Origin of the sequence: Streptomyces sp. NPDC052023, from assembly GCF_044548465.1 — a bacterium.
In the GTDB taxonomy this organism is placed as follows: Bacteria; Actinomycetota; Actinomycetes; order Streptomycetales; family Streptomycetaceae; genus Streptomyces.
This window is the reverse complement of the sequence record NZ_JBIUBW010000034.1, coordinates 1-23,105: the sequence shown is the minus strand read 5'-3', so window position 1 is coordinate 23,105 and position 23,105 is coordinate 1. Positions and strand designations below refer to the sequence as shown.

Here is a 23,105-nt window from a genome sequence, read left to right as displayed (position 1 = left end):
ATGTCCGAGCTGCACACCCCCCAGGCCGGCGACGACCAGGCCCAGGACGACGACGTCGTCTCGCTGCTGATCCGCCAGCACGGCGACATCCGCAACCTCTTCGACGAAGTCGAATCCACCACCGGCGAGAACCGCCGCGACGCCTTCTACCGCCTGGTGAGATTGCTGGCCGTCCACGAGACCGCCGAAGAAGAGATCGTCCACCCCTTCGCTCGCCGCTCTGTCTCCGGAGGCGAGCAGGTCGTCGAAGACCGTCTCGCCGAGGAACGCACGGCCAAGGAGCTCCTGGCCAAGCTCGACGACATGGACACCAACGACCCCAAGTTCATGCCGCAGCTGATGAAGCTCCGCAAGGAAGTCCAAGAGCACGCACGGGCCGAGGAGCGCTACGAGTTCACTCACATCCGCCGCAGCACTGACCTCTCCGGCCTCGCCGCGATGGCAAAGGCGGTCAAGGCTGCGGAAGCGATGGCCCCCACCCGGCCCCATCCCGGAGTCGAGTCAGCGACCGCGAACATCGCCCTCGGCCCGGTCGCCGCCGTGATGGACCGCGCCAGAGACGCGATCCGCAAAGCCATGGACAAAAACAGCTGACATGGTGGCGTGATCCGGCGCTCCCTCAGAGGGTGTTTTCGCCCTAATGGCGATGTTCTAGATGGAAATAAGTGTCAGGCTGAGTGAGGCAAGTGAGTTTGCTGTGGCCTGAGTTGCAGGAGAGTTGACCGAGCGGGCGTCTTGGCCTGGCTGCTCCTGTCCCGAGGCGCCGGATTACGCGCCGTGTGCTTCGAGCGCTGGCGCGAGCGGACGGTCCCACGGCGCGTTATCCGCGAACCCGGGGCACGCTGAACTCCATGACGACCGGGGGCAAGACGTACTACTACCTCACGGACGCCATCGGCAGCGTGGTCGCTCTGGCGGACGCGGACGGCAACAAGGTGAACAGCTACGCGTACAGCCCGCGCGGCGTGCGCCTGCTGGCCCCGTCGTCCGAGCCGGTCGCCCAGCCCTACCGCTTCGCCGGCGGCTACCAGGACCCCACAGGCGTCTACCACCTCCAGCACCGCTACTACGACGCCAACATCGGCCGCTTCACCCAGCCCGACCTCTCCGGCCAGGAAAAGAACCCCTACCTCTACGCCGAAGGCGACCCCGTCAACCGCATCGACCCCGACGGCACACTCAGTTTTGGCGGAGTGGCCGACGCCCTGGGCCCGATCGGAGATGCCGCCACAGACGTAATACACCTTTCAGAAGGGGACACCAGGGCGCTCTGGGGCGATGTAGCGGGCGTAGTAGCAGGCGGATTGACTGCCGCAGCATGCGGTGCGGCAGTCGCCGCTTCGACGCCTGCAACGCTGGGAGGTTCGCTGGGAGCAACTGCAGGCTGCTATGCGATTTCGTGGAGCGTTGGCCAGATCGCTTCCCTGCTGTTAGCGGTGGCTGACACATGAAAGCAGGGCCGGACATCACATCGTCCGGCCCTGCACGATCCGAAGGGACAGGAATGCCGAACGTCGGATGGTCTCTCGAGCAGCGCGCAGCCGTGAAGAGGTGGATGCTTTTCGCAACTCTTTTCGCGGTAGCGGGTGTAATCCTGTCGCTATTCTTGATCGCGACAGGGAACAATGGGGGCTTGGTACTGCTGGCGATAACGGTTGGAATATACGGGTCCTGCTATCTATTCGTCGGGAACATGAAGAAGCAGCAACCGCGTTAACGGCACCGGCCATCCGCCTCGCGTCGTATGCCTGGCGCAATTGGTGATCGAACCATCCCCGCGGGTGCGGGGAGCAGACAGCCGTGTTCGTCGCGCTGAGACCATCCCCCACCACGGCGGCCCCGGGCATCGCCCGCAGCATCATCCGCTTCACGGTGAGCGTCGTCCCGGACCCCGACCACGCGGAACCCACCCGCACGTTGGGGGCAATGCGCTTTGAGCACCTGGTCTGTGCACTCCGCACCCGGCGCGCACGGCTGACCGCACCACCGCTCCGCCGCACCGGGTGGGAGCGCACCGGTGCGGTGGGGCGCACCCACCCGGTGCGCACTGGCAGTGGTGCGCTCATCCAATGCATCTCCACTCGGTGGGCGGTGCGCGCACCGGTGCGGCCGGCGCGCGGGAGTGGTGCGCACCGGGTGGGCGCGGTGCGGTGGAGTGGGCCCGGGTGAGCCTCTGCCAACTTGAAGTCGCAGGTCAAAGGGATGGTGTGACCGGTCCCCCGGGTACTCGTGCTGGTCGTGGGCGGGTGCCCACGGCGAAGATCATCCGTCAGCGGTTGACTTCGATGTTCGTCAGGACGAGCAGGGCTCGCAAGAGGCGGGTGGCGCGGACGGGGTCGGTGCGGAGCTTGGTGAGGATCCGCCAGTTCTTCAGGTGGGCGAAGCCGTGCTCGACCGGCGCGCGTCCCACGGCGAGGACGCGGTTGGCTTCTTTCTCGCCCGGGGTGAGCTTGTGGGTGCGGCTGGCGGTATAGCCGGTGACGATCACGGGGTCGAGGATGTCGTTGTCCAGGCCGCGGAAGCCGAGGTCCGCCAACGCTCCGAGGCCGGCAGCGCGCAGGTGGGCCAGGACGTGGTCCTGGCGGGCGGCGGTGTTGTCGTGGGTGCGGCCAGGTCGGGCGGCGGATATCCAGATCAGGCGACCGTTCTCGTCGGTCAGGGCGAGGAAGTGCAGGCCGTGATGGTGGTGCTTGCCGGAGTAGTTCCGCCGGTAGGCCTTCCCGGTGCGGCGCTGGGTGCGGATGAGGGTGCCGTCGATCAGGACCACCTCCCGCCCTGCCTGGCGATCTTCTTCAGGGCGCGGTCCAGGCGCGGCGCCTGGGCGGCGAGCAGTCCGATCAGTTCGTCGCGCCAGCGGCGGACGGTGGACTCGGACACGTTGTTGCCGCCGGCCATGTCGGCCAGGCGCTGGTCGTGACGCAGTACGGCCAGGACGATCACCGCGATCTTCCCGGGCGGCAGGATGCGCCACCTGGAGCGAATCGCCTTCAGGTGGCGCCGTAGCAGGTCGGCGAGGTGGTTGATGGTGCGCGTGGACAGCGATAAACGGCACTGGTAAGTAGGTGCGCAGGAATTCTGGGCAGGCTCTTCAGTTTTCGTCATACAGCCTCAACGGCGCCTGGAACACCTGCAGTTACGACACATCTCACCGGCTCCAGCGTGGGAGGGTGGTCTTTGGCCCCCGTCCCGGTGTCTGTTGGAGCCGTTGCACAAGAGGCGGGGCACGGTTGGAGGCGTGAGTGAAGGGCCCTGATATGTCCCGCGGTACTCGTCTGACGGCCCACGGCGCCGTTTCCACATCGCTGGCGCTGCGCAGTGACCGCAGTTTGCGCGAGTTCGTGGACGCCGGCGCGCCGCTGGGGTCGGGCATCGGCGGGAGAACGGTCCTGCTGGAGGTGGAGGGAACCCGGGTCTTCGTCAAGCAGGTACGGCTGACCGATCTGGAGCGACGGCCTGAGCATGTTCACTCCACCGCGAATCTGTTCGGACTGCCGGCCTTCTGTCACTACGGCATCGGTACCATCGGCGGCCCGGGGTTCGGGGCCTGGCGGGAGTTGGCCGCGCACACCATGACGACGAATTGGGTGGTCGCGGGAGACTACGAGGGCTTTCCCCTGATGTACCACTGGCGGGTGATCCCAGACTCTGGCCAGCCGCTGCCCGAGGAACTGGCCGATGTGGATCGAGCTGTCGCCTACTGGGGAGGCGGATCAGCGGTACGCCGGCGGATCGAAGCTCTCCAGCTTTCCACGGCGAGCCTTGTGCTGTTCCTGGAGTACATTCCGCAGAACCTGCACGACTGGCTGGGCGTCCAGGTCGGGTCCGGCGACGCTGTGGCCGAGCGGGCCTGCGCCATGGTCGATGACGAGCTGAAAGCCGGCATCTCGTTTATGAACGCGCGCGGGCTTCTGCACTTCGACGCCCACTTCGAGAACATCCTCACCGACGGCCGGCGGCTCTTCTTCACCGACTACGGCCTCGCGATCTCCTCACGCTTCGATCTCACACGGGACGAGGCCGACTTCTTCGACCAGCACCGCACCTACGACCAGTGCTACGCCGTCACCCACCTGGTGAACTGGCTGGCCGTCGCTCTCTACGGATACACACCGGAAGAACGCAAAACGTTTGTGAATGCGTGCGCCCAAGGGGCGCCCCCGGAGGGGGTTCCCGCGTCGGTCGCGGCGCTCCTTGTCCGTTACGCACCGGTCGCCGCGGTGATGGGCGACTTCTATCGCGAGTTTCAGCAGGTGAGCCGAGCGGCTCCCCATCCGCTGGCAACGATCTGTCGGATGGGGCGAAGTGCGTGATCAGCGGCAGCCAGTCACAGGCGGGTGGTGAACCGGCCGTCGGGTAGCTTCCGCAGCCAGCCGCGGTCGGCGAGCCTGACCAGCTTTCCGCGCAGCGGTTCCAGCTTGGATCGGATGTTGACGTCCACTCCCAGCATCTCGCCGACCTGCCGAGCCATGACCGGTCCAGCGGCCTGTCGCACGGCGGCGAGAATGCGCTGGTAGTCCGGCGGAAGCACGTTCTCCTCCACATCGGAGGTACGGTGTGGGATCAGCATGACCGCCCGCCCACCCACCTGCGCGGGCACCGACGAGGCCGAGACGCGCTCATCAGCGATCTGTTCGCTCACCCGCTCAAAAACCCGTTCGGCAGCAGCAAGTTCGTCTCGCTCGGCCCGCACCTCCGCCAGCTGCTTGGCCAGCTTCTCTTCGAGTTCATCCAGTTCCGCACGCCGCGCGGTGATCCGTTCCAGCAGCTCGGGATCCATGCACCGGATCGTAAATGGCCGCCTGACCCCAGCGAGTAGAAACCAGCGAACCGTCCGGCTCTGTTAGACGATCTACTCCGCAGACAGCCACCCACGACCAGCGCGAGTACTTCGAGAGCCGGTCACACCAGACCGCTGACCTGCTTCTTTAGGTTGGCGGAGGCTCGGTGGAGACGGTGGAGGCGGTGCGTTTCTCCTTGACCTGAGCTGCTGAGCTTCGGGACGGCAGGCCCGATGACGGTGCGTCACCGTGGTGTTCACCCCTGGGCGTGGAAAGTCGCACTGGACCGGACGGCACGCGCAGTCTTCCGCGCTCCTCACCAGCCATACTGCAACGGCGTGTTGCACCGCCCGTCAGCCGTCAGCCGAGGACAGCAGACCTACGTGGTACTGCTCTGAGGTGGAGAGGGGGCCGCCGCAGGTCGTCGACGAGAACGAGCTGGCCAGCAGAGGCGTCCGCTACTCGAGTCCTCCGAGACGGCGGGCATCTTTGATCTCGTGGAGCCTGGCAGCCGTCATCGGGGTCCACTCCCTCCTCTGTCCAGCGGCACGAAGGGCTTTCCCGACCTCGCTGAGCTTCGCGGAGGACAACACGCCCGCCCGCTCGATCAGGTCGTCCCGGGCCACGGGGGTCAGCCAGGTGCAAGGAGTAAAGCCTGGCCGCGGGACCGCGAACCGCAGCACGCCTTCAAAGGGCAGTCCTTCCAGGGCGCCTATCGCCACTTCAACGCCCAGGCCGCTGATGTCGACGCCCGCTGGAGCAACGACCTGCATCGCCTGGAAACCGGATGACTCGTCATCCGACAGCAGCACGACCGGGCGCCGCTCGTCGACGTCGACCCACCAGACTTCGCCGCGTTGCATGTGGTCCTCCTGGCACGAAACGGCGGGCGAACGCTGCCTGTCCCGAGCGGGACACGCAAGGGATACGGCCCCGTCTTCGCACGTCGTGACCGACGGGTGGTGAAGACGGGTGCGGCCACCGTCGATCATCGGTGTGTGAAGACTGAAGATCATGCGGTGGCCGCGGATCACAGCGTAGACCCTGCCCGCTGGCAGGAGGCGTTCGAGGTCCTAATGTCCCGGATAGCAGGCCGGTGGCACGGGTTGAACCCCGGCGCCGGGTGAGGGACTTGGTGCTGGGGCTGCTGTCGGACCTGCCGCGCAAGAACTGCTGGTCGATCGCCGAGTGGGCCGGGGAGGCCACCCCGGACGGCATGCAGCACCTGCTCGGCCGGGCCAAGTGGGATGCCGACACCGTGCGCGACGATGAGCGCGAATACGTCGTCGAGCACCTCCACGACGAGGACGCGGTGCTGGTGGTCGACGAGACGGGGGACGTGAAGAAGGGCACGCACACCGTCGGTGTCCAGCGCCAGTACACCGGCACCGCCGGAAGGATCGAAAACGCCCAGGTCGCCGTCTACCTCGTCTACGCAGACCGCCGCGGACATGCGGCGGTGGACCGTGAGCTGTACATCCCGCTCTCGTGGACGTGCGACCCGGACCGCTGCCGGGCAGCGGGACTGGGCGAGGACACCGTCTTCGTGACCAAGCCAGAGCTGGCCGCCCGCATGATCGGCCGGTCCCTTGACGCTGGGCACCGCGTGGGCTGGGTCGCGGGTGACGAGGTCTACGGCGGCAATCCGAAGCTGCGGGCGGCGCTGGAATAGCGCCATATCGGCTACGTGCTCGCCGTCACCTGCTCCCATGAAGTGACCACCGATGCCGGGAAGTTCCACGCAGATGCCCTGGCTGCGAAAGTTCCGAAGCGGGCCTGGCAAGCTGTCGGCCGGGGCCGGCGCCAAGGGGTACCGCTACTACGACTGGGCCGTCATCGACCTGGCCGAACCCCGCCCCGGCAGCCATCAGCTGCTGATCCGCCGCAACCGCACCACCGGTGAACTGGCTTACTACCGCTGCTGGTCGCCATCTCCGGTGCCTTTGGCCACGCTGGTGCAGGTCGCCGGGTCGAGATGGCGGGTGGAGGAGACTTTCCAGGCCGGAAAGGGCCTGGCCGGACTGGACGAGCACCAACTCCGCCGCTTCACCTCGTGGTATCGCTGGGACACCCTCGCCGCCCTCGCCCACGCCTTCCTCGCCCGTCGTCCGTGCCCACGTACACGCCCGCGACCCCGCCCCCAACGGGCTGATCCCGCTGACCTGCAACGAGATCCAGAAACTATTCACGCCTCTCGTCGTCCGGCCCGTGCACGATGTGGCCCACCTACTCGGCTGGTCCGACTGGCGACGCCGCCATCAGGCCCGAGCCCAGGGCAGCCATTACCTCCGACAAGCCGCGAACCAGACATGAAGATCACGATCTACAGCTGGAGTACATGCTTGACTCTGTCGGGGATCTTGGAGTTTCGCGGTGCGGGTGCATGATCAACGGGCATGCTCGGGTGGTTCCGCCGACCGATGCAGTTGTCGAGGTGCCCGTTGTCCCTTCGCCCCCGTTCCGGTGAGCAAGTCCCTTCTCTGACCGCGCAGATCGCGCGGGCGAGCAACCCGGGCGGTACGACGGCGATATGGGTGCGGGACCGGCTCGATGGGCTGTGGTGCGACGAGGACTTCGCCGACTGGTACCCGGGGAACGGGCGGCCGGGGCTCTCGCCTGCGCAACTGGCCACCGTCTGTGTGCTGCAGTTCCTGCTCGGCCTGTCGGACCGGCAGGCCGCCGAGGCGGTCCGCTGTCGCATCGACTTCAAGTACGCCATTGGCGATGGAATTGGACGATCCCGGCTTCCACCACAGCGTACTGGCCGACTTCCGCGACCTTCTCGCCGAAGGCGACCGCGCTGACCGCCTCCTCGACCTCGCGCTGGCCCGCCTCACGGAGGCCGGACTGGTGCGCCAGCGCACCACGCAGCGCACCGACTCCACCCACGTCCTGGCCGCGGTGCGCGACCTGACCCGCCTGGAGCTGGTCACCGAGGCGGTCCGCGCCGCACTCGAAGAAGTCGCCGGTACGTCCCCTCATCTGCTGGACGAGCTGGTCGATGAGGAGTGGGGCCGCCGCTACGGCCGGCCGGTCCGCCTGGGCAAGAACCCCACCAAGCCCACGACCAGGATCCTGGCCACCGGGAACGATGCCGTCCGGCTCCTGGAACACGTCTACCGGCACGGAGCGGGCCGCACGTCCGGCCCTCGCGTCCAGGCCCTGCGCCAGATCATGGTGCAGAACTACCACCGTGACCAGGCAGGCCGGCTGCGCTGGCGCACCGCCGAGAAGGAAGGCGGACCCGGGCTGCCGCCCTCGTCCCGGGCAGTCGTCTCGCCCTACGACACCTCGGCCCGCTATGCAAGGCACGGGCACATCATCAGCTGGAAGGGGTTCGCCGCTCATCTGACGGAGACCTGTGCTCCCGACGGCCCCAACGTGATCACGGACGTGGCCACCACCGCGGCCACCACCCACGACAGTCAGGTCCTGCCCGGCATCCACACCCGTCTGGCGCGACGCGGGCTGCTGCCCGCCGAGCACCTGGTCGACGCCGGCTACACGTCCCTGCCCCACCTGGAACAAGCCGCCCGTGAACACCAGGTCACCGTCTCCGGGCCGCTGAAAAGCAACCCCACCCGCCAACACCGGCAGAACGAGGGCTTCGCCCGGGACGACTTCCACATCGACTACGACCGTCAGCAGGTCACGTGCCCCCAGGGGCAGGTCAGTGCGGGCTGGCACGGCCCTTACCCGACCTCGTCACCCACCGCGGCCCCGCTGATCGTGGCCAGGTTCACCAAGAGTCAGTGCCGTCCCTGCCCGGCCCGCACCCAGTGCACCTCCACCGCCGACAGTGCCCGAACCGTGGGCTTTCCCCCGCGAGAACTCCGTGACCTGCAACTTCGCGTCCGCGCGGAGCAACAGACGCCCGAGTGGAAGACCCGCTATGCGGTCCGCTCGGGAGTGGAGGGCACGGTCAACGAGTTCGCCCACGGACACGGCATGCGGCGCTGCCGCTACCGAGGACAGGGAAAGGCCCACATCCAGCACGTTCTGACGGCCATTGCCGTCAACATCGAGCGCCTCAGCGGACTGCCACCGGCCGAAGACACACCCACGTCCCGCCGACCGACTGCCTTCCAGCACTACCTCGACCAGCGCGAGATACCCCGGCTGAAGTCCTGGCGAACCCTGGGAACCTGACCGGCTTCTCCAAGATCCCCGACAGAATCAAGCTAGTCGCGCTTGGGCCAGATGAGGCCCTGATCGGTCCAGATAACACCCTTGTTGCGGCAGAGGCAGAAGGGGTGGCCAATGGGGTCGGCGTAGACGCGGAAGCCGTAGCCATCGGGGCCCATGCAGTCCCGCTGCAGGGTCGCGCCGAGGGCCAGGACGCGGCGCTGTTCGGCCTCGATGTCGTCGACTTCGAAGTCGAGGTGGAACTGCTTGGGGTGCTCGCTGTCGGGCCACTGCGGGGCGCGGTAGTCCTCCACCTGGATGAAGGCCAGTTCGATCTCGCCGAACTGGATACCGGCCCAGTTCTCGTTACTGCCCTCCTTGACGGGGAGCCTCATCACCTCAGAGTAGAAGGCTGCCAGCTTCATCGTGTCCGGGCAATCGATGATGAAGTCGGTTAGTCGTAGCATCCCGCGATCTTGCCACAAGATCAAATGAGTCGACCTTCAGACAGGCCCTAGCCAAGAGGGCGGCGGTAGCGCAATTTGTTGAGAGAGGCGCCGCCGGTGGAGTCCTCCACGGCCGCGCCGTCTGCGCCCCAGCCGGCGGCTTCGTAGAAGCGCCGGGCGCGTTCGTTGTCTTCCAGGACCCACAAGGTGGCTTGTGTGTAGTCGGCCTGTCCGAGAGCCGCCAACGTGGCCGCCATCAACTGCTTTCCGATCCCAGTACCCCAGGCCTCGGGCATCGCGTAGAGCGTGCCGATTTCCGCGATGACAGGGATGTCCTGAGACGGGCCGAAACTTGCGAATCCGACAACTCCGGCCTCGGTTTCGGCTACCAGTACCCCCGACGACGGCCACCGTGTCTCCGCGATCCGTATCTTCCACTCGGACTCTTCACGGCTTGGGTCCATGGCGTCGAGGTAGTGCTGCGGAACAAGACCGGCAAAGGCCGCCTGCCAGGAGCGCACGTAGACACCGGCGACCGCTGACGCGTCATCAGGCCATGCCTGTCGAATCTGCATGGCCGTCATTCTTCAAGTCCCGTCAGTCCGGGCCAAGTTCTTTTCCCGAGGGCGATGCTGAGTGCTCGGCTGCCTGTTCCAGCAGTGCCCGTGCGAAGTCCGCGTAGCGGATGGCCGTCTTCTCGTCGATGCCGAAGGCCGGTGGGAGGTGGAGCGAGTCGGCGCCCTGGGTGAGGGCTTCTTCGAGCTGGCGGTCGACGCGGAGCCGTTCGAGGGTGGCGCTGAGCTTGCGGGTGGCCTGGGTGGTCCAGAGCTTGCCGGCAGAGCCGAGTTCAACGGCGGTGTTCTGGGTGATCAGCAAGTGGGGGGTTGGCCGTGTTCGGCCAGCGGCTGCGGCGGCCATCGAGCCAGTCCAGGACAGCACGGCGGGTGAGGTCGTCGAGTGGGCGGACAGGGTCACCGACGGTGATGCGCCGATTGCCCAGGTCGACGTCGTCCAGTTGCATGGTGCGGATCATGTTCGGCCGTGCCGCGTGGACGGCAACCAGGGCGACCGATGAGCCGGATGTCTGGAGTGGTGGCCGTGGCGATGGCCTCGTCGATGTCCGCCTGGACGAGGGCCTGGAGGCGGAAGAACGCGTAGACGCGGTCCCAGGCGGGGAAGTCCGCAGGCATCGCCCGCCAGGCGATCCCGCCCGCGACGAGGTAGCGCACCGCGTCGAGCATCTCCCGGTGGCAGAACCCCTCCGGCCGCCCGCCGCGGCCCTCCAGCCAGGGCGGGACCGGCATCGCATCCCAGACCACACCCCACTCGGCGTCCGACATGTCCGAGGGGTAACCCGGGCGTCTGTACGGACGGTCCGCGGCGTTCCCGAACCGGTGAGCGAGACAGTCACACTCCAGAGGCGCCGAGTCGGACTCCCTCGGCACCGGCACGGAAACCTGCAGCATCAGGGGCCTCCTGTTGCTCTCTATGGATTCAACACCCACGAGTTGTGCAGGAGGCCCCCTCCCATTGCGGGGCCGACCCGAAGATCACCCGACCGAGCCGACACCCTCGAACTCACGCCCACCACGGGCGATACAGCAGCGGCTACTCTGATGATCGGGCTACCGGCAAGGGCTCAGCAGACGTCGACTATGTCGATCATGTTGTCCCAGGGGGTGTTCGCGAGGCTGTCCTCCGTGTGGTACGCCGTGCTGCCGAACTTGTAAACCTTACGGCCCTCCCAGTTGTAGAACCGAGCCACCGTGCCGGTGGTCTGAGCGTTCTTGTACGAGGTGAGGGTGTCGTTGTTGAAGCTGTAGTTGTTCAGGTCGTAGTCCCGACACTCGGTAAACGACACCTTGCTGTCGGTCCAGTTGGGACCGGTCCACAGGCACAGCCACTTGTAGGAACAGCTGGTGTTGGCCACGCCGGGCACGGACAACGTGATGATCGCGCTGCCGTCCATCGCCCGGATCTCGTTGTACCCCACCTGTTCCGCCGGAACCTTGATGTCCGCCAGCTGGGCGTCCACCCGGTCCTGCAGCTGGGCTGCCTGCCGGCTCGAAAGGCCCACCGCTTTCGCCTGCGCCGCGTACTTCGACTCGGCCGACTGCGTGGTCCGGTCCGTGGCGGCCGCGGCCGTGCTGCCGGCTCCGACTGCCAGTGCCATGACACACAGCACGGCTGAGACGGGCTTCGTGATCCGGGATCGGAACTTCATGGGGTTTCCTCCGTCGGTTGGTTTCGCTTCATGAGCAGCTCTGGGCGCCGGCAGACAGCCTCCGGCGACTGATGCGGCCGGGCCCTGACTCCCCTGGGCTGTCCGGCGAGACAGCAGGGTTCGCAAGGCCGCGTGGGGCGCGGCCAGGTGCATGCAGTCAGGGTCGGATCTGTTGTTCCGCTGGGGAGCCGTAGGCATGACCGCCTCCCCAGCAGCAGCCCCATCCCTCGGTACCGCTCACCAACCGATCTCAGCGGCTGGCCTATTGGTTGGCAGGGCTGTTCCGGCGGCCAATCAATGGCCGGGTGTGACGTTTCGGGCCGGGTTGGGGGGTGCAGAGCTGAGGTGTCTGGTGTGGATGGGTGGCGAGGGGACGGGTATGGCGGGGCGTCGTGAGGTGCCGGTGGATCCGGGGGCGGGTCCGGTGCAGCGGTTCGCGTTCGAGTTGCGCAAGCTGCGGACGGAGGGGGGCGGGATGACGTATCGGGCGATGGCCGAGCGGGCCGGCTACTCGGGCACGACCCTGTCGCAGGCGGCGGCGGGCGGGCAGCTGCCCACGCTGGCGGTGACCTTGGCCTACGTGTCGGCATGCGGGGGCGATGCGGTCGAGTGGGAAGCCCGGTGGAGACAGGCCGTGGACGACGCCGCCGCGGTCGGCGCGGAGGAGGAGGGCGGTGAGGGCGCGGATGCGCCCTATCGGGGGCTGGCCCGGTTCGAGCCGGGCGACAGCGGACTCTTCTTCGGCCGGGACCGCCTCACGGCCGACCTGCTCGATCTGCTGCGGCGCCGACGGTTCGCCGCGGTGTTCGGCCCGTCCGGCAGCGGCAAGTCCTCCCTGCTGCGTGCGGGCCTGATCCCCGCCCTCCAGCACTCCCGGGAGCCCGGCTTGCGGCCGGCCGTGATCCAGATCCTGACGCCCGGCGATCACCCCGCACGCGCCCTCGTCTCGCTCCTCGACGCGAGCAGACCCGGTGACGGCGGCACGGATACGTTGGTGATCGTCGACCAGTTCGAGGAGGTCTACACCCTCTGCCAGGATCCAGCGGAACGTACCCGCTTCATCGACCTCCTGCTCGCCGCCCTCCTACCGGCAAGCCGATTGAAGGTGCTGATCGCGGTCCGCGCCGACTTCTACGGCCGCTGCGCCGAACACCACGCCCTGGCCGGCGCACTGCGCGACGCCAACCTGCTGGTCACTGCGATGAACCGGGACGAACTGCGCGACGCCATCGTCAAACCGGCCGCAGCCATCGGACTGACCCTGGAACGCGCCCTGACCGCCCGCATCATCGGGGACGTCGCCGATGAGTCCGGCGGCCTGCCTCTGATGTCACACGCGCTGCTGGAGACCTGGCGAAGACGCAGGGGCAGAGCACTCACTGAGGCCGCGTACGATGCCGTCGGCGGGGTGAGCGGTGCCATCGCCCGAACCGCAGAGCGTCTCTACACTCAGCTTTCTCCTGCACAGGCCGCTGTCGCCCGCGATCTGCTGCTGCGGCTCATCACCCCCGGTGAAGGAGCCCAGGACACCCGTCGCCCGGCTCTCCGCACCGAACTGGCCGCAAGTACCCGCGGGGATGCTGCGCTGGTTCTGGAACGACTGGCCCGCGCCCGCCTGGTCACCCTCGATGACGACACCGTTGACCTCGCCCACGAAGCCCTGATCACTGCATGGCCGCGACTGCGTATGTGGATCGAGACCGGCCGCGAACAAGTGCGCGCACACCGGCGTCTGACCCATACGGCCGGGGAGTGGGCGGAGCACGGCAGGGACGACGGGGTGCTCTACCGCGGAGTACGGCTGGCCGAGTGGGACGACCGGGACACCGGCCGGCTCAATGATCTCGAACGCGAGTTCCTGGCGGCGAGCCGCGACCGCGCACAGGCCGAGCGGGCGGCGGTGAGGCGCCGTGTGCGGCTGACCGTGAGTGGGCTCATGGCGGCGGTGGTCGCACTGGCCGTCCTCGCGGGCGTCGCGTTTGTACAGGCCCGGCGGGCGGAGGCCGAGCAGGCGCTCGCGTTCTCGCGGCAACTCGTGGCGAGCGCGCGTGGCCAGGCCGAGCTCGACCCTGAGCTGGGCCTGTTGCTGGCGACCAGTGCCTACCGGACCAGTGCGACCGACGAGACCGAGGCGGCACTGCGCCAAGCCGTGTTCGAGTCACGGATGAGGGCTGTGCTCGCCAGCCACGACGGACAGGTTCTCGGGGTCTCGTTCAGTCCGGACGGCCGGTACCTCGCCACCAGCGGCGGCGACGGCGCGATACGGGTGTGGCGGTACGGCACGACGCTGCGAGACCCAGTGGTGCTGCGCGGCCGCGACGGCGAGGTGTGGACGCCGGTGTTCAGCCCGGACGGCACCCGGATCACGGCAGCCGGCGAGGACGGCACAGTCTCGGTATGGAAGTGGGCAAGCGGCGCCGAGCCGGTGATCCTGCGAGGGCACACGGCACAGGTGTGGAGCGCCACGTTCAGCCCGGACGGCCGCAGCGTCGCCAGCGCCGGTGACGATGGCACCGTACGGATCTGGAACGCCACAGGGAGAGGCGAACCGGTCGTGCTGCGCGGCCACGAGGGGCGGGCGCTCGGCGTCTCGTTCAGCCCCGACGGACGCCGCCTCGCCAGCAGCGGCGGAGACGGAACGGTACGCGTCTGGGACGTCAGGAGTCGGCGGACGACCGTGGTGCTGCGCGGGCACAGCAATTCCGTGGAGGCGATCGCCTTCAGCCCCGACGGGCAGCGCATAGCCACCGCGAGCACCGACGGGACCGCGCGCCTGTGGGACCCCAACGCCCCCGCCGAGTCGGTCGTGCTCGGCAGCCACGACGGCACGGCAGAGGGCATCGGCTTCAGCCGGGACGGCGCCCGGGTCGCCAGCACGGGCAACGACGGCACCGTACGGATCTGGAACGTGCATCACCGCGCCGCACCGCTGATCCTGCGCGGGCATCGCGGCACCGTGACCGCGGCCGCGTTCGCCGCCGACGGACGGCGCCTGGTGAGCGCCAGCGAGGACGGCACCGTACGGATCTGGGAGGCGGCCCCGACGGGCAGCGACAGCGTCCTGACCGGTCACGACGGGCCGGTGTGGGCGACGGTGCCCAGCCGGGACGGCCGTTGGCTCGCCAGCGCCAGCGCCGACCGGACCGTGCGCGTCTGGCGGACCGGGAGCACCGCCCCGCCGACCGTGCTGCGCGGGCACGACGGCGAGGTCCTCGGGGTGGCATTCAGCCCGGACGGCCGCCGGGTGGCCGGAACCGGCGACGACGGGACCACACGGGTCTGGCCGGTGGACAACGCGACGAAACCCGTCGTACTGCGCGGCCACGACGGGCCGGTGTGGACCGCGGAGTTCAGCCCCGACGGACGCCGGCTGGTCACCGGCGGCAGCGACGGCACCGTACGGATCTGGCACACCGCTCCGGGCGCGGAACCCTTGGTGGTCGACACCGGCCAGGACAAAGTGCGGTACGTCGCCTACAGCCCCGACGGGCGACGCGTGGCCGCGGCCGGCCTGGACGGCACCATCCACGTCCTGGACCCCGCCACCGGCAAGGATCTGAAGGTCCTTCGTGGTCACAAAGGCCTGGTATGGACGGTGGCGTTCAGCCCCGACGGACGGCACCTCGTCAGCGGCGGCAACGACGGATCGGCCAGGCTGTGGGATCTCACCAAGCCCGGCCGACCGCGGGTACTGAACGGACATCAGGGAGTTGTGTGGAGTGTGTCGTTCGGTTCCGACGGCCGTCGGGTGGTGACCAGCGGCAACGACGCGACCACCCGGATCTGGAGCACCACTGACAACAGCCCGCCCGTTGTCCTGCACGGATTCGGTGCCTCCGTAGAGAACACGAACGCCCTGCCCGGCAATCGGTTCGTCAGCTCGCACGACGACGGCACCGTACGCGTCTGGACATGCCTGCCCTGCGAACCGATTGACGAGGTCCTGCGGCGTTCCCGGGACGGCATCACCCGTGAACTGACCCAGGAGGAACGGGCCAGTTACCTCAACGAGTCAGCCGGATGAGTCGGCTCTGGCGGGCTGTGGCCGACGGCGAGTGAGCCGTGCACCTCGGGACTCCTCGCCCGCTGCCACCCCTCGACGGGCTGGTCCGAGGGAGCGCGGGCGTACAGCAAAGAGGCCGGCTTCCCGCTGTGCGGGTACCGGCCCTTGCTGTGGGTCTTACGCGACAACGTGGACACACGATCGCCCTGGTGCTGGGTGGAGCCCGTAGCTGTCTGGGGACGTACCTGCACTGTAGGGATGCCCTCGGCGCACAATCGATACTCGCAGGATAGACGGGGAAGTCGGCCGGCATCGGCCGCCACTTGATCCCGCGACAGAGAAACCGAGTTGGACCCCACGGGCTCCGGCACGCAAGACTACTGATCTTTTCGTAAGTTCGGTGGGTGTGGTGGCCGTGAGGGTGGGAGGCTGTCGGGGCGGCACGACTGCGCCGTGGAAGGCTCGCACATCCGAGCTCTCAAAGGGGGGCCATGTCGGCCCCTCGCCCGTCGACCGTGCCCGTCCCGGCTCCAAGCATCACCTGATCGTGGACCGTAATGGAATACCCCTCGCGGTGACACTCACCGGCGGTAACCGGCACGACGTCACCCAACTCCTGCCATTGTCGGACGCGATCCCGCCGATGGGGGCGTGCGAGGACGTCCCCGCCGCAGGCCCCGGCGGCTGTCTGCCGACCGCGGTTACGACTTCGACAAGTACCGTCGTGCGCTGTGGAAGCGAGGCATCAAGCCCATGATTGCTCGTCGCGGCACTACACAGGGCTCCGGACTGGGCAAGGTGCGCTGGGTGGTCGAGCGGGCCTTCGCCTGGCTCCACCAGTTCCAACGACTCCGCACCCGCTACGAACGACGCGCCGATCTGCACCAGGGCCTGCTCGAACTGGCCTGCAGCGTCATCTGTCTGCGGCAACTTCGACGAACTCAATCAGCGGCGGATCAGTAGCGGAGGCGGGCCTCCAGCCCGTCGATGAGCAGCGAGCAGTTCTTGAAGACCTCCAGCAGAACCTGCTCGTCATCCGACACCAAGGTCAAGTCCAGATCCCGCAACGGGCTCACGACTGCGGAAGTTCGAGTTCCGTCTGGGTCAGGGCCGTTGAGAGATGCCCAAGCCTCAAAGTAGCCTCTGACACTCTCCCATCCTGGTGCCGGTCTGAAGTGCGCCAGGAAGGACGGCTGGTCGATGTCGTACTCATGGAGTTCACCGACCAGGACCTCGCCCCGCAAGAGTCGCCACTGCCTCACTGGAGGTTGCCCCCGGTTCCGATGGACGCCATTGCGATCGAATCCTCGCAAGGTTCATCTGGCTAGCCAAGCGCTTCATTCTGAAACGATCAGTTACAGCAGAAGACCGCCTCCACGTCTGCGCAGGCGCCGCCTACGGGGGCGGCACGGCAAGCGAACCGTCGTGCAGGATCCCCCCAGCACCGCGTCGTCGCGGCCGCAGACGAACCCGGCACACCGCGTCCAACACGCTACGCAGCAGGGCCCCGCATCGAGCAGAAACCAGCGACCGGCCCACCGGCGCCACGACAGCGCCAACGGCAACCGCAGCCACGCGATGGCCTCCGGCTGCCCCGCAGGAAAGCTCACTGCACGTGCCGGGGAAAACCTCCCAACGTCGCGCGGCCTGTCCAGGCCATGTCCCGGCCCCGGACGGGCTCCCGAGCAGCCGGACACCCCTGGCCACCGGTGGGGCATGTCCTGTGGGCATGTCCCACCGGGGAGTTGGGCTACCGGGCGGCGGGGGGCGAGGCGAGGAGCAGCCGGGTGAGCAGGCCGCTGCCCACTCCGGCAGCGATCGCTGCCGCCGCCCACCAGGGGTGCCAGGGCGTCAGTCCCAGGGCCTGGTCGACCGACCACCGGCCGGGTCCGGTCAGGGCGAGTACGGCGCCGATGAGTACCAGGACGAGGGGGAATTCGTAGCCCTCGTTCTGTACCCACAGGCCGTTGTGCCATTTGACGGTGATGGCGACGGTCATCACGCCCATGGCGGTGGTGGCTGCCAGAGGGGTGAGGGCTCCGGCGGCCAGGAGGAGACCGCCGCCGATCTGTGAGCCGCCGGCGGCGAGGGCGGTGAGTTTGCCGCCGCGGAAGCCGTCGTTGCGGAATTCCTCGACGCCGCCTGCCAGTCCGTGGCCGCCGAGTCGGAAGGTCACCTTCTGTATGCCGTGGCCCGCGATGAGCAGGCCGATGACCACGCGCAGGAGGAGCAGTCCTGTGTCCATCACGGGTTCCTGACTGTCGGTTGATGGGTGGGGGGTGGGGTGGCTAGAGGACGAAGCAGGTGTCGAAGATTTCGGTGGGTGCTTCGGGGGTGTATCCGCGTGCGGCGCGCCACTGGCGGTGCTGTTCGGATTCGGCGACGGCCTGGCCGAGGAGTTCGGCCTGGCGGGCGCCGGAGATGCTGGGCTTGACGGTGGCCTGGTAGCCGCCGAAATGGGCGACGGGGCTCCACAGCGGGCTGACGGCCGGGATGGGCTCGTCCAGGCCCTCGTAGGCACCGGTGGCGTAGACGATGCGGCCGCCGACGACGGTCAGCAGGGATTCGATGTGGGGGATGTCCTGCTCGGGGACGGTGAAGAAGTCGTCGGAGAGGATGGCCAGGTCGCCGTAGTAGCCGGGGGCGAGGATGCCCTTGATGTCCTCTTCGCCGGTCAGGCGGGCACCGGCCTGGGTGTACATGGCCAGGGCCCGCTCGCGGCTGACGCGGTTCTCGGGCGGGTAGAGGGTCAGGTCGCCGACGGTGCGGCCGGTGACCAGCCAGTGCAGGGCCACCCAGGGGTTGTAGGAGGAGACGCGGGTGGCATCGGTGCCGGCGCCGACAGTCAGGCCACGCTCCAGCATGGCGCGCACCGGTGGGGCCTGGGCGGCTGCGGCGGCGCCGTAACGGCGGAGGAACGCCTCGCCCTGGAAGGACATCCGGTTCTGCACGGACACCGCTCCACCGAGGGCGGCGATGCGGTCCAGGCTCTGCTCGGAGACGGTCTCGGCGTGGTCGAACAGCCACCGGTTACCGGCCGGGAACAGGCCGTCGGCGGCGAGTCTGTCGAAGACGGCCAGGTCACGGCGGATGGTCTCGTCGTAGGTGGCGTGCAGGCGAAAGCCCCAGCCGTTCTCCATCAGCAGACGCACCGCCTGCTCGAACTCGCCCTCGTAGTCGCCCAGGTGCGGGCGCGGCTCGGAGAAGTTCTCGAAGTCGGCGGCCGACCAGGTGAGGTTCTCGCCCGCGCCGTTCAGGCGCAGCCACTCGTCGCCGTCGCCGGGCTTGACCGTCTCGATCCAGCGTTTGAGGTCGGCGATCTCCTGACCCCCGGTCTGGGGGAAGAGGTGGTAGGCGATGCGCAACGACAGCCGGCCCTCGCGGGCCAGGTCGATGACGGTGCCGTAGTTGTCGGGGAAGTTCTGGAATCCGCCGGCGGCATCGATGGCGGAGGTCAGACCGAAGCGGTTCAGCTCGCGCAGGTAGTGGCGGGTGGATGTCTTCTGGTCCTCGCCGCTGAGGGTAGGGGCCTTGGCCAGCGTCGAGTACAGGATCATCGCGTTGGGCGCGGCCAGAAGCATGCCGGTCGGCTCGCCGTCGTGGCCCCGGACGATCTGCCCGCCCTTGGGGTCGGGTGTGTCCCTGGTGAACCCGGCCGCCTTCAGCGCGGCCCGGTTCAGCAGGGCCGACTGGTACAGGTGCATCACCATGACCGGGGTGTCCGGGGCGGCGGCGTTGAGCTCGGAGACGGTCGGCAGGCGCTTCTCGGCGAACTGGTCGGCGGAGAAGCCGCCGACCACACGGACCCACTGGCCCCTGGGGGTGCGGGCGGCCTGCTCGCGCAGCATGGCCAGGCCCTGGCGCAGCGTGGGAACACCGTCCCAGCGCAGCTCCATGACGTAGTTCAGGCCGCCACGGATCACGTGCAGGTGGGAGTCGTTCAAGCCCGGGATTACCCGGCGGCCCAGCGCGTCCACCACACGGGTATGCGCACCGAGCGTGGGCTGGATGTCGGCGTCGTCGCCGACCACGATGATCCGGCCGTCCTTGATGGCCACCGCGCTCGCCTGCGGGCGGCGCGGATCACCGGTGTACAGCGCGGCGTTGCGTACCACCACGTCCGCGAAGACGGCCGGGGGACGTTCCGCGCCGAGGCGGGCATTGCGGGCCACCGAATCCTCGGTGACGACGGGAGCCACCCCGCCGACGGGCATCGTAGCCATGAGTCACACTCCAGAGAATCAGGGGGAAAGGTGCTGCGTACCTGCGCGCGCTTCGGCCGCAGGCCGGCGGAGGTACTGCGGTTCTATGGGCGGGCTTCGGCCCCGAGCCGCCGAAGGTGCTGCGTTCTATGCGCGGGCTTCGGCCGCGGGCCGCCCGAGGGCCGTGGCCGCTGTGGCACCGGCGGTGGCGGCCAGCAGCGGCCAGCCCAGTCCGTGGTGCAAAACCAGCCACGCTCCCAGGAGGGCGCCCGCCAGCATCGTGACGACCGACAGAAGGCGGCGTCCTAGGCCGGGGTTGCTGCCGCCGGCGAGGGAGGAATCGGCGGCCAGACCCGTCAGCGTCAGGGTCAAGACCGTCGTCGTCATGTCCCGGACCGCGAGCTTGCGCACCGTGCCGTTACGCAGGCCCATCGCCAGCCCCGTCAGCGTGATCAGTACGTACAGGGCGCCGCCGCCGGGGACGGCGAAAGCGACCGCGGTGGCCGCGGCGAGCAGCACCGCCTCGGTGGCGAAAGCGGTACGCACCCACCGCTCGCGCCGCCGGTTGCGGAAGAAGCCCGCGAGGCGTCCCGCGCCGACGGCTCCGGCCAGGAACGCGGCCAGCGCCACCAGGGAGGCGAGCACGGAGAACCCGGGCGTGCCGGCTGCGGCGAAGCCGAGGATGGCCACGTTGCCGGTCATGTTCGCAGTGAAGACATGTCCCATGCCCAGGTAACTGATCGCGTCCATGAGCCCGGTGACGAAGGTCAGTATCGTCAGCGCGGCCGGGAGCAGATCCCTGCGAGCCGGCGGGACGGCCGCGCTGCGGCCGAGGTCGCTGGCGGTCACTGCGGCCTCCTTACAGTAAATGCCTGAACAATTCGGGCGAGTTGATGCCCGGGGCAGATGCCGGCCGTGCTAGGTGCCCGGGCCGGGGGCGGCGGCTGCGGATCGGCAGCCGCCGGTTTCCCTGCCGGCCCGGGCAGCGTGGGGCGGCTGGATCCCGGCTGGGGTCGGTTGTGACAGGGGGGCCGGCCCGGCGAAAGCGAAGCTGCCGGCGGTCGGCCAAATCCGTTGCCGCTGCGGTCCCGTGGCCGCCGGGCCTGCCCCCCACGTCGTGACCTGCGGCACCCCTGGATGGGCGGGCTTGGTGACGCCATCGGCTGATGCAGAGGCCCGGCGGACACTGACACGGAGGCCCGGCGGACACTGATGTCAGAGACCCGGCGGACAGGGCGGCGGGTCAGCCGGCCGCGTGGGCGCCCATGATGGTCTGGGCGTAGGTGAGTCCCAGCCCGTAGGCGCCGTCGTGGGCCTTGACGATGTCGCCGACCGCCTCGTAGGTCTCGGTGCGGGCCCAGTCACGCTGCAGCTCCAGCAGGACCTGCAGCCAGGTGACCGGGACCACGCCCGCCTGGATCATCCGCTGGATGGCGTGCTCGTGGGACTGCGGGGTCACACCGCCCGAGGCGTCGGCGACCACATACACCTCATAGCCCTGGCCGAGCGCGGACAGCGCCGGAAGCACCACGCACACCTCGGTCCACAACCCCGCAAGAACAATCTTCTTCCGGCCGGTGGCCTTGACCGCGTCCACGACCGCCTGGTCCTCCCACGCGTTCATCGTGGTCCGGTCGATGACGGGCTCGCCGGGGAAGACCTCCGCAAGCTGCGGCAGGAGCGGCCCGGAGAAGGTCTCCGCCGCCACCGTGGTCAGCACCACCGGCACGTTGAACGCCTTCGCCGCCTTAGCCAGACCCACCGTGGCATTGACGACCGCCGTACGGTCACCACTGCCGGTGCCGAAGAACATCTGCGGCTGGTGATCCACAAACAGCATCACCGCATTCTCAGGCGTCAGCAGATCCGGACTCGGAGCGGCCTGGACGTTATCCCGGTTGAACATGACGAAGCCTTTCTGTCACTTCCTGAGCCGTCATCGAAAGGGTGACGGCACGAGAGGGAGCAGCATCCGGAGCCTGAAGCCGGCCCGGGTGTCCTCTGCCTCGCCGCTATCTTGCTCCTAAGTAGTTGAAGAAACAACTACACGCCTTGTGGCCCCCATCACCCCTACACAACAGCCCAGAAGGCACTGTTCTGCCCCGTATGCGAAGAATCATGGTGCTGCTCCCCGGAGGGGCATGCGCAGTCGGTCAGGGCTTCGTCCCTTCAGCCCACCGAGGTGTACGGACTGCCCACCTACCAGCACCTTCCTCCATACGAGGCTCACTCTCGCGCGAGAATGATCGTCCCGCCGCAGCGCCGGACGGGCGCACGGACGAGGCCGCCCCCCCGCAGAACGGCAGCAGGCGTCCCAGAAAGGCGACACCGCGCCCAGCCTCGGCACAGGGAATGCCACGCCCCCTCCGCGGCACAGGAGCGTCAGTGCCGGACACGGCTGCCACCGACGGTGCGCACCACAGACAGCGGCACGCCCCCCACGCGGCGGCACACAACTCGACGCGAATCACCCCCACTCCGAAGACGACCGCGCCAACGGCACAGTGAGAAGCGGCCGTTCTGCGGGGTACGGGGCCCGGCCGCCCGCGCGAGCGCGATACGGACCGCAGTGCAACCACCCGACCCACTGCGCGACAGCTACGAACCCACAGCACCCCGACCCGAACCCACACCATCACCGAGCAACCGCCATCACCAGGCCACACCGGCCCACCCGGCCCGCACCGGCGCCCCGCACCCCGGGCACCACCCCGACCGGAACCCACACCCACACCCCGACCCACACCGCCAACAAAGCACGAACGCACTCACACAGCCCCGACCCAGAGACACCATCGACCGCTGTCCCCCCTTATGTTCTTCGCGGTCCTGCAAGAGGGCCGCTGGCCTCCGGGGCCGGCATGACGCGCTCCGGGCAGCCACCCGGGTCCGCAGCGGCCTCGACGGGCGATCTTCCACAGCGATCACGGAGCGCGGTATGCGCCCCGCGAACTCGTCGCCGATTGCATCAAGTTGGGCATTGGACAGGCCATGGGAGCGGTCGGCACGAGCGCGGGCAACACACTCGCCGAATCGTTCAACGCCGCCCTCAAGCGCGAGACGCTCCGTGGCGCCCGCCGCTTCGGGCCCCACATCGGCCGCTTGGCGGTCTTCCGCAGGACCACCCTCAACCACACCCGCCGCAGGCACTCACGCCGCGGACAGCAGGCACCGATCGCCGAACAACAGTCAGCTACCCTCATACTCGCCGCATAACAACACAAACAGGTGTCCTGAGGGGCCCCGAAGATCCCGGACAGGGACCCAATAGGGTTGTCCTGTAAGGAATCGAGGGAAGCAGCAAGTGGCACGTCCAAGTCCGTACTC

Annotated in this window: 20 protein-coding genes and 2 pseudogenes; 9 read left to right on the top strand and 13 right to left on the bottom strand. The window is 68.4% G+C overall.

The window, feature by feature from the left end:
• Together ACIHCM_RS36175 and ACIHCM_RS36170 are read left to right on the top strand one after the other, a co-directional pair.
• Complete coding sequence (locus tag ACIHCM_RS36175) at positions 1–594, top strand: hemerythrin domain-containing protein (protein ID WP_399905870.1); 594 nt, start codon at positions 1–3, stop codon at positions 592–594.
• A gap of 257 nt (positions 595–851) precedes the next feature.
• Complete coding sequence (locus ACIHCM_RS36170; RefSeq protein ID WP_399905867.1) at positions 852–1,451, top strand: RHS repeat-associated core domain-containing protein; 600 nt, start codon at positions 852–854, stop codon at positions 1,449–1,451.
• 818 nt (positions 1,452–2,269) lie between these two features.
• On the opposite strand, the gene ACIHCM_RS36165 is transcribed toward ACIHCM_RS36170, so the two are convergent.
• Both ACIHCM_RS36165 and ACIHCM_RS36160 read right to left on the bottom strand, forming a co-directional pair.
• Complete coding sequence (locus ACIHCM_RS36165) at positions 2,270–2,767, bottom strand: transposase family protein (protein WP_399905864.1); 498 nt, start codon at positions 2,765–2,767, stop codon at positions 2,270–2,272.
• Positions 2,758–3,102 (bottom strand): hypothetical protein, encoded by a 345-nt coding sequence (locus tag ACIHCM_RS36160; RefSeq protein ID WP_399905861.1) that lies wholly within the window; start codon positions 3,100–3,102, stop codon positions 2,758–2,760. Before ACIHCM_RS36160 ends, ACIHCM_RS36165 begins: the two co-directional genes overlap by 10 nt.
• Before the next feature lie 152 nt (positions 3,103–3,254).
• Here ACIHCM_RS36160 and ACIHCM_RS36155 point away from each other — a divergent pair, with 152 nt between their 5' ends.
• Positions 3,255–4,310: a protein kinase family protein gene (locus ACIHCM_RS36155; RefSeq protein ID WP_399905858.1), complete on the top strand. Its 1,056-nt coding sequence runs from the start codon at positions 3,255–3,257 to the stop codon at positions 4,308–4,310.
• 14 nt (positions 4,311–4,324) lie between these two features.
• Here the strand turns inward: ACIHCM_RS36155 and ACIHCM_RS36150 are convergent, their stop codons facing one another.
• Together ACIHCM_RS36150 and ACIHCM_RS36145 are read right to left on the bottom strand one after the other, a co-directional pair.
• Entirely contained in the window at positions 4,325–4,777 is a 453-nt protein-coding gene (locus ACIHCM_RS36150) for a hypothetical protein (RefSeq protein WP_205036757.1), read from the bottom strand.
• A gap of 459 nt (positions 4,778–5,236) precedes the next feature.
• On the bottom strand, positions 5,237–5,641 hold the full coding sequence (locus tag ACIHCM_RS36145; protein ID WP_399905855.1) for a type II toxin-antitoxin system PemK/MazF family toxin: 405 nt from the start codon (positions 5,639–5,641) through the stop codon (positions 5,237–5,239).
• Positions 5,642–5,854: 213 nt separating this feature from the next.
• On the opposite strand from ACIHCM_RS36145, the pseudogene ACIHCM_RS36140 reads away from it, so the two are divergent.
• The 3 genes and pseudogenes from ACIHCM_RS36140 (at position 5,855) to ACIHCM_RS36130 (ending at position 8,927) form a co-directional block, all read left to right on the top strand.
• Positions 5,855–7,091: pseudogene (locus ACIHCM_RS36140) on the top strand (IS701 family transposase).
• Between the two features lie 83 nt (positions 7,092–7,174).
• Positions 7,175–7,582, top strand: coding sequence for a transposase (locus tag ACIHCM_RS36135; RefSeq protein ID WP_399905852.1), 408 nt, complete (start codon positions 7,175–7,177; stop codon positions 7,580–7,582).
• The gene (locus ACIHCM_RS36130; RefSeq protein WP_399905849.1) at positions 7,503–8,927 is read left to right on the top strand and encodes a transposase; all 1,425 of its coding nucleotides are present in this window, start codon (positions 7,503–7,505) and stop codon (positions 8,925–8,927) included. The genes ACIHCM_RS36135 and ACIHCM_RS36130 overlap by 80 nt, the downstream gene beginning before the upstream one ends.
• A gap of 32 nt (positions 8,928–8,959) precedes the next feature.
• Here the strand turns inward: ACIHCM_RS36130 and ACIHCM_RS36125 are convergent, their stop codons facing one another.
• The 5 genes from ACIHCM_RS36125 to ACIHCM_RS36105 form a co-directional block, all read right to left on the bottom strand.
• A complete protein-coding gene (locus ACIHCM_RS36125; protein ID WP_399905846.1) occupies positions 8,960–9,370 on the bottom strand; it encodes a VOC family protein in 411 nt (136 codons plus the stop codon).
• Between the two features lie 47 nt (positions 9,371–9,417).
• Positions 9,418–9,924, bottom strand: coding sequence for a GNAT family N-acetyltransferase (locus ACIHCM_RS36120; RefSeq protein WP_399905843.1), 507 nt, complete (start codon positions 9,922–9,924; stop codon positions 9,418–9,420).
• A 22-nt stretch (positions 9,925–9,946) separates the two neighbouring features.
• Complete coding sequence (locus tag ACIHCM_RS36115; protein WP_399905840.1) at positions 9,947–10,225, bottom strand: hypothetical protein; 279 nt, start codon at positions 10,223–10,225, stop codon at positions 9,947–9,949.
• Positions 10,226–10,320: 95 nt separating this feature from the next.
• Complete coding sequence (locus ACIHCM_RS36110; RefSeq protein ID WP_399905837.1) at positions 10,321–10,689, bottom strand: transposase; 369 nt, start codon at positions 10,687–10,689, stop codon at positions 10,321–10,323.
• A 299-nt stretch (positions 10,690–10,988) separates the two neighbouring features.
• Positions 10,989–11,573, bottom strand: a complete 585-nt coding sequence (locus ACIHCM_RS36105; RefSeq protein ID WP_399905835.1) for a hypothetical protein — start codon at positions 11,571–11,573, stop codon at positions 10,989–10,991.
• 379 nt (positions 11,574–11,952) lie between these two features.
• On the opposite strand from ACIHCM_RS36105, the gene ACIHCM_RS36100 reads away from it, so the two are divergent.
• Both ACIHCM_RS36100 and ACIHCM_RS36095 read left to right on the top strand, forming a co-directional pair.
• Positions 11,953–15,597: a hypothetical protein gene (locus tag ACIHCM_RS36100; protein WP_399905832.1), complete on the top strand. Its 3,645-nt coding sequence runs from the start codon at positions 11,953–11,955 to the stop codon at positions 15,595–15,597.
• Positions 15,598–16,023: 426 nt separating this feature from the next.
• Positions 16,024–16,539: pseudogene (locus ACIHCM_RS36095) on the top strand (IS5 family transposase); the annotation flags it as partial.
• Between the two features lie 787 nt (positions 16,540–17,326).
• Here ACIHCM_RS36095 and ACIHCM_RS36090 read toward each other — a convergent pair.
• The 4 genes from ACIHCM_RS36090 to ACIHCM_RS36075 all read right to left on the bottom strand — a co-directional run bounded on the left by ACIHCM_RS36090 (position 17,327) and on the right by ACIHCM_RS36075 (position 21,684).
• Positions 17,327–17,821, bottom strand: a complete 495-nt coding sequence (locus ACIHCM_RS36090) for a DoxX family protein (protein ID WP_399905829.1) — start codon at positions 17,819–17,821, stop codon at positions 17,327–17,329.
• A 43-nt stretch (positions 17,822–17,864) separates the two neighbouring features.
• Positions 17,865–19,799 carry an amidohydrolase gene (locus ACIHCM_RS36085; RefSeq protein ID WP_399905826.1) on the bottom strand — a complete coding sequence of 645 codons (1,935 nt, stop codon included), beginning with the start codon at positions 19,797–19,799 and terminating at the stop codon, positions 17,865–17,867.
• 126 nt (positions 19,800–19,925) lie between these two features.
• Positions 19,926–20,627: a YoaK family protein gene (locus tag ACIHCM_RS36080; protein ID WP_399905823.1), complete on the bottom strand. Its 702-nt coding sequence runs from the start codon at positions 20,625–20,627 to the stop codon at positions 19,926–19,928.
• A 394-nt stretch (positions 20,628–21,021) separates the two neighbouring features.
• Positions 21,022–21,684 (bottom strand): hydrolase, encoded by a 663-nt coding sequence (locus ACIHCM_RS36075; RefSeq protein WP_399905820.1) that lies wholly within the window; start codon positions 21,682–21,684, stop codon positions 21,022–21,024.
• A 1,085-nt stretch (positions 21,685–22,769) separates the two neighbouring features.
• Here ACIHCM_RS36075 and ACIHCM_RS36070 point away from each other — a divergent pair.
• On the top strand, positions 22,770–22,994 hold the full coding sequence (locus ACIHCM_RS36070) for a hypothetical protein (RefSeq protein WP_399905816.1): 225 nt from the start codon (positions 22,770–22,772) through the stop codon (positions 22,992–22,994).
• Positions 22,995–23,105: the final 111 nt, after the last annotated feature.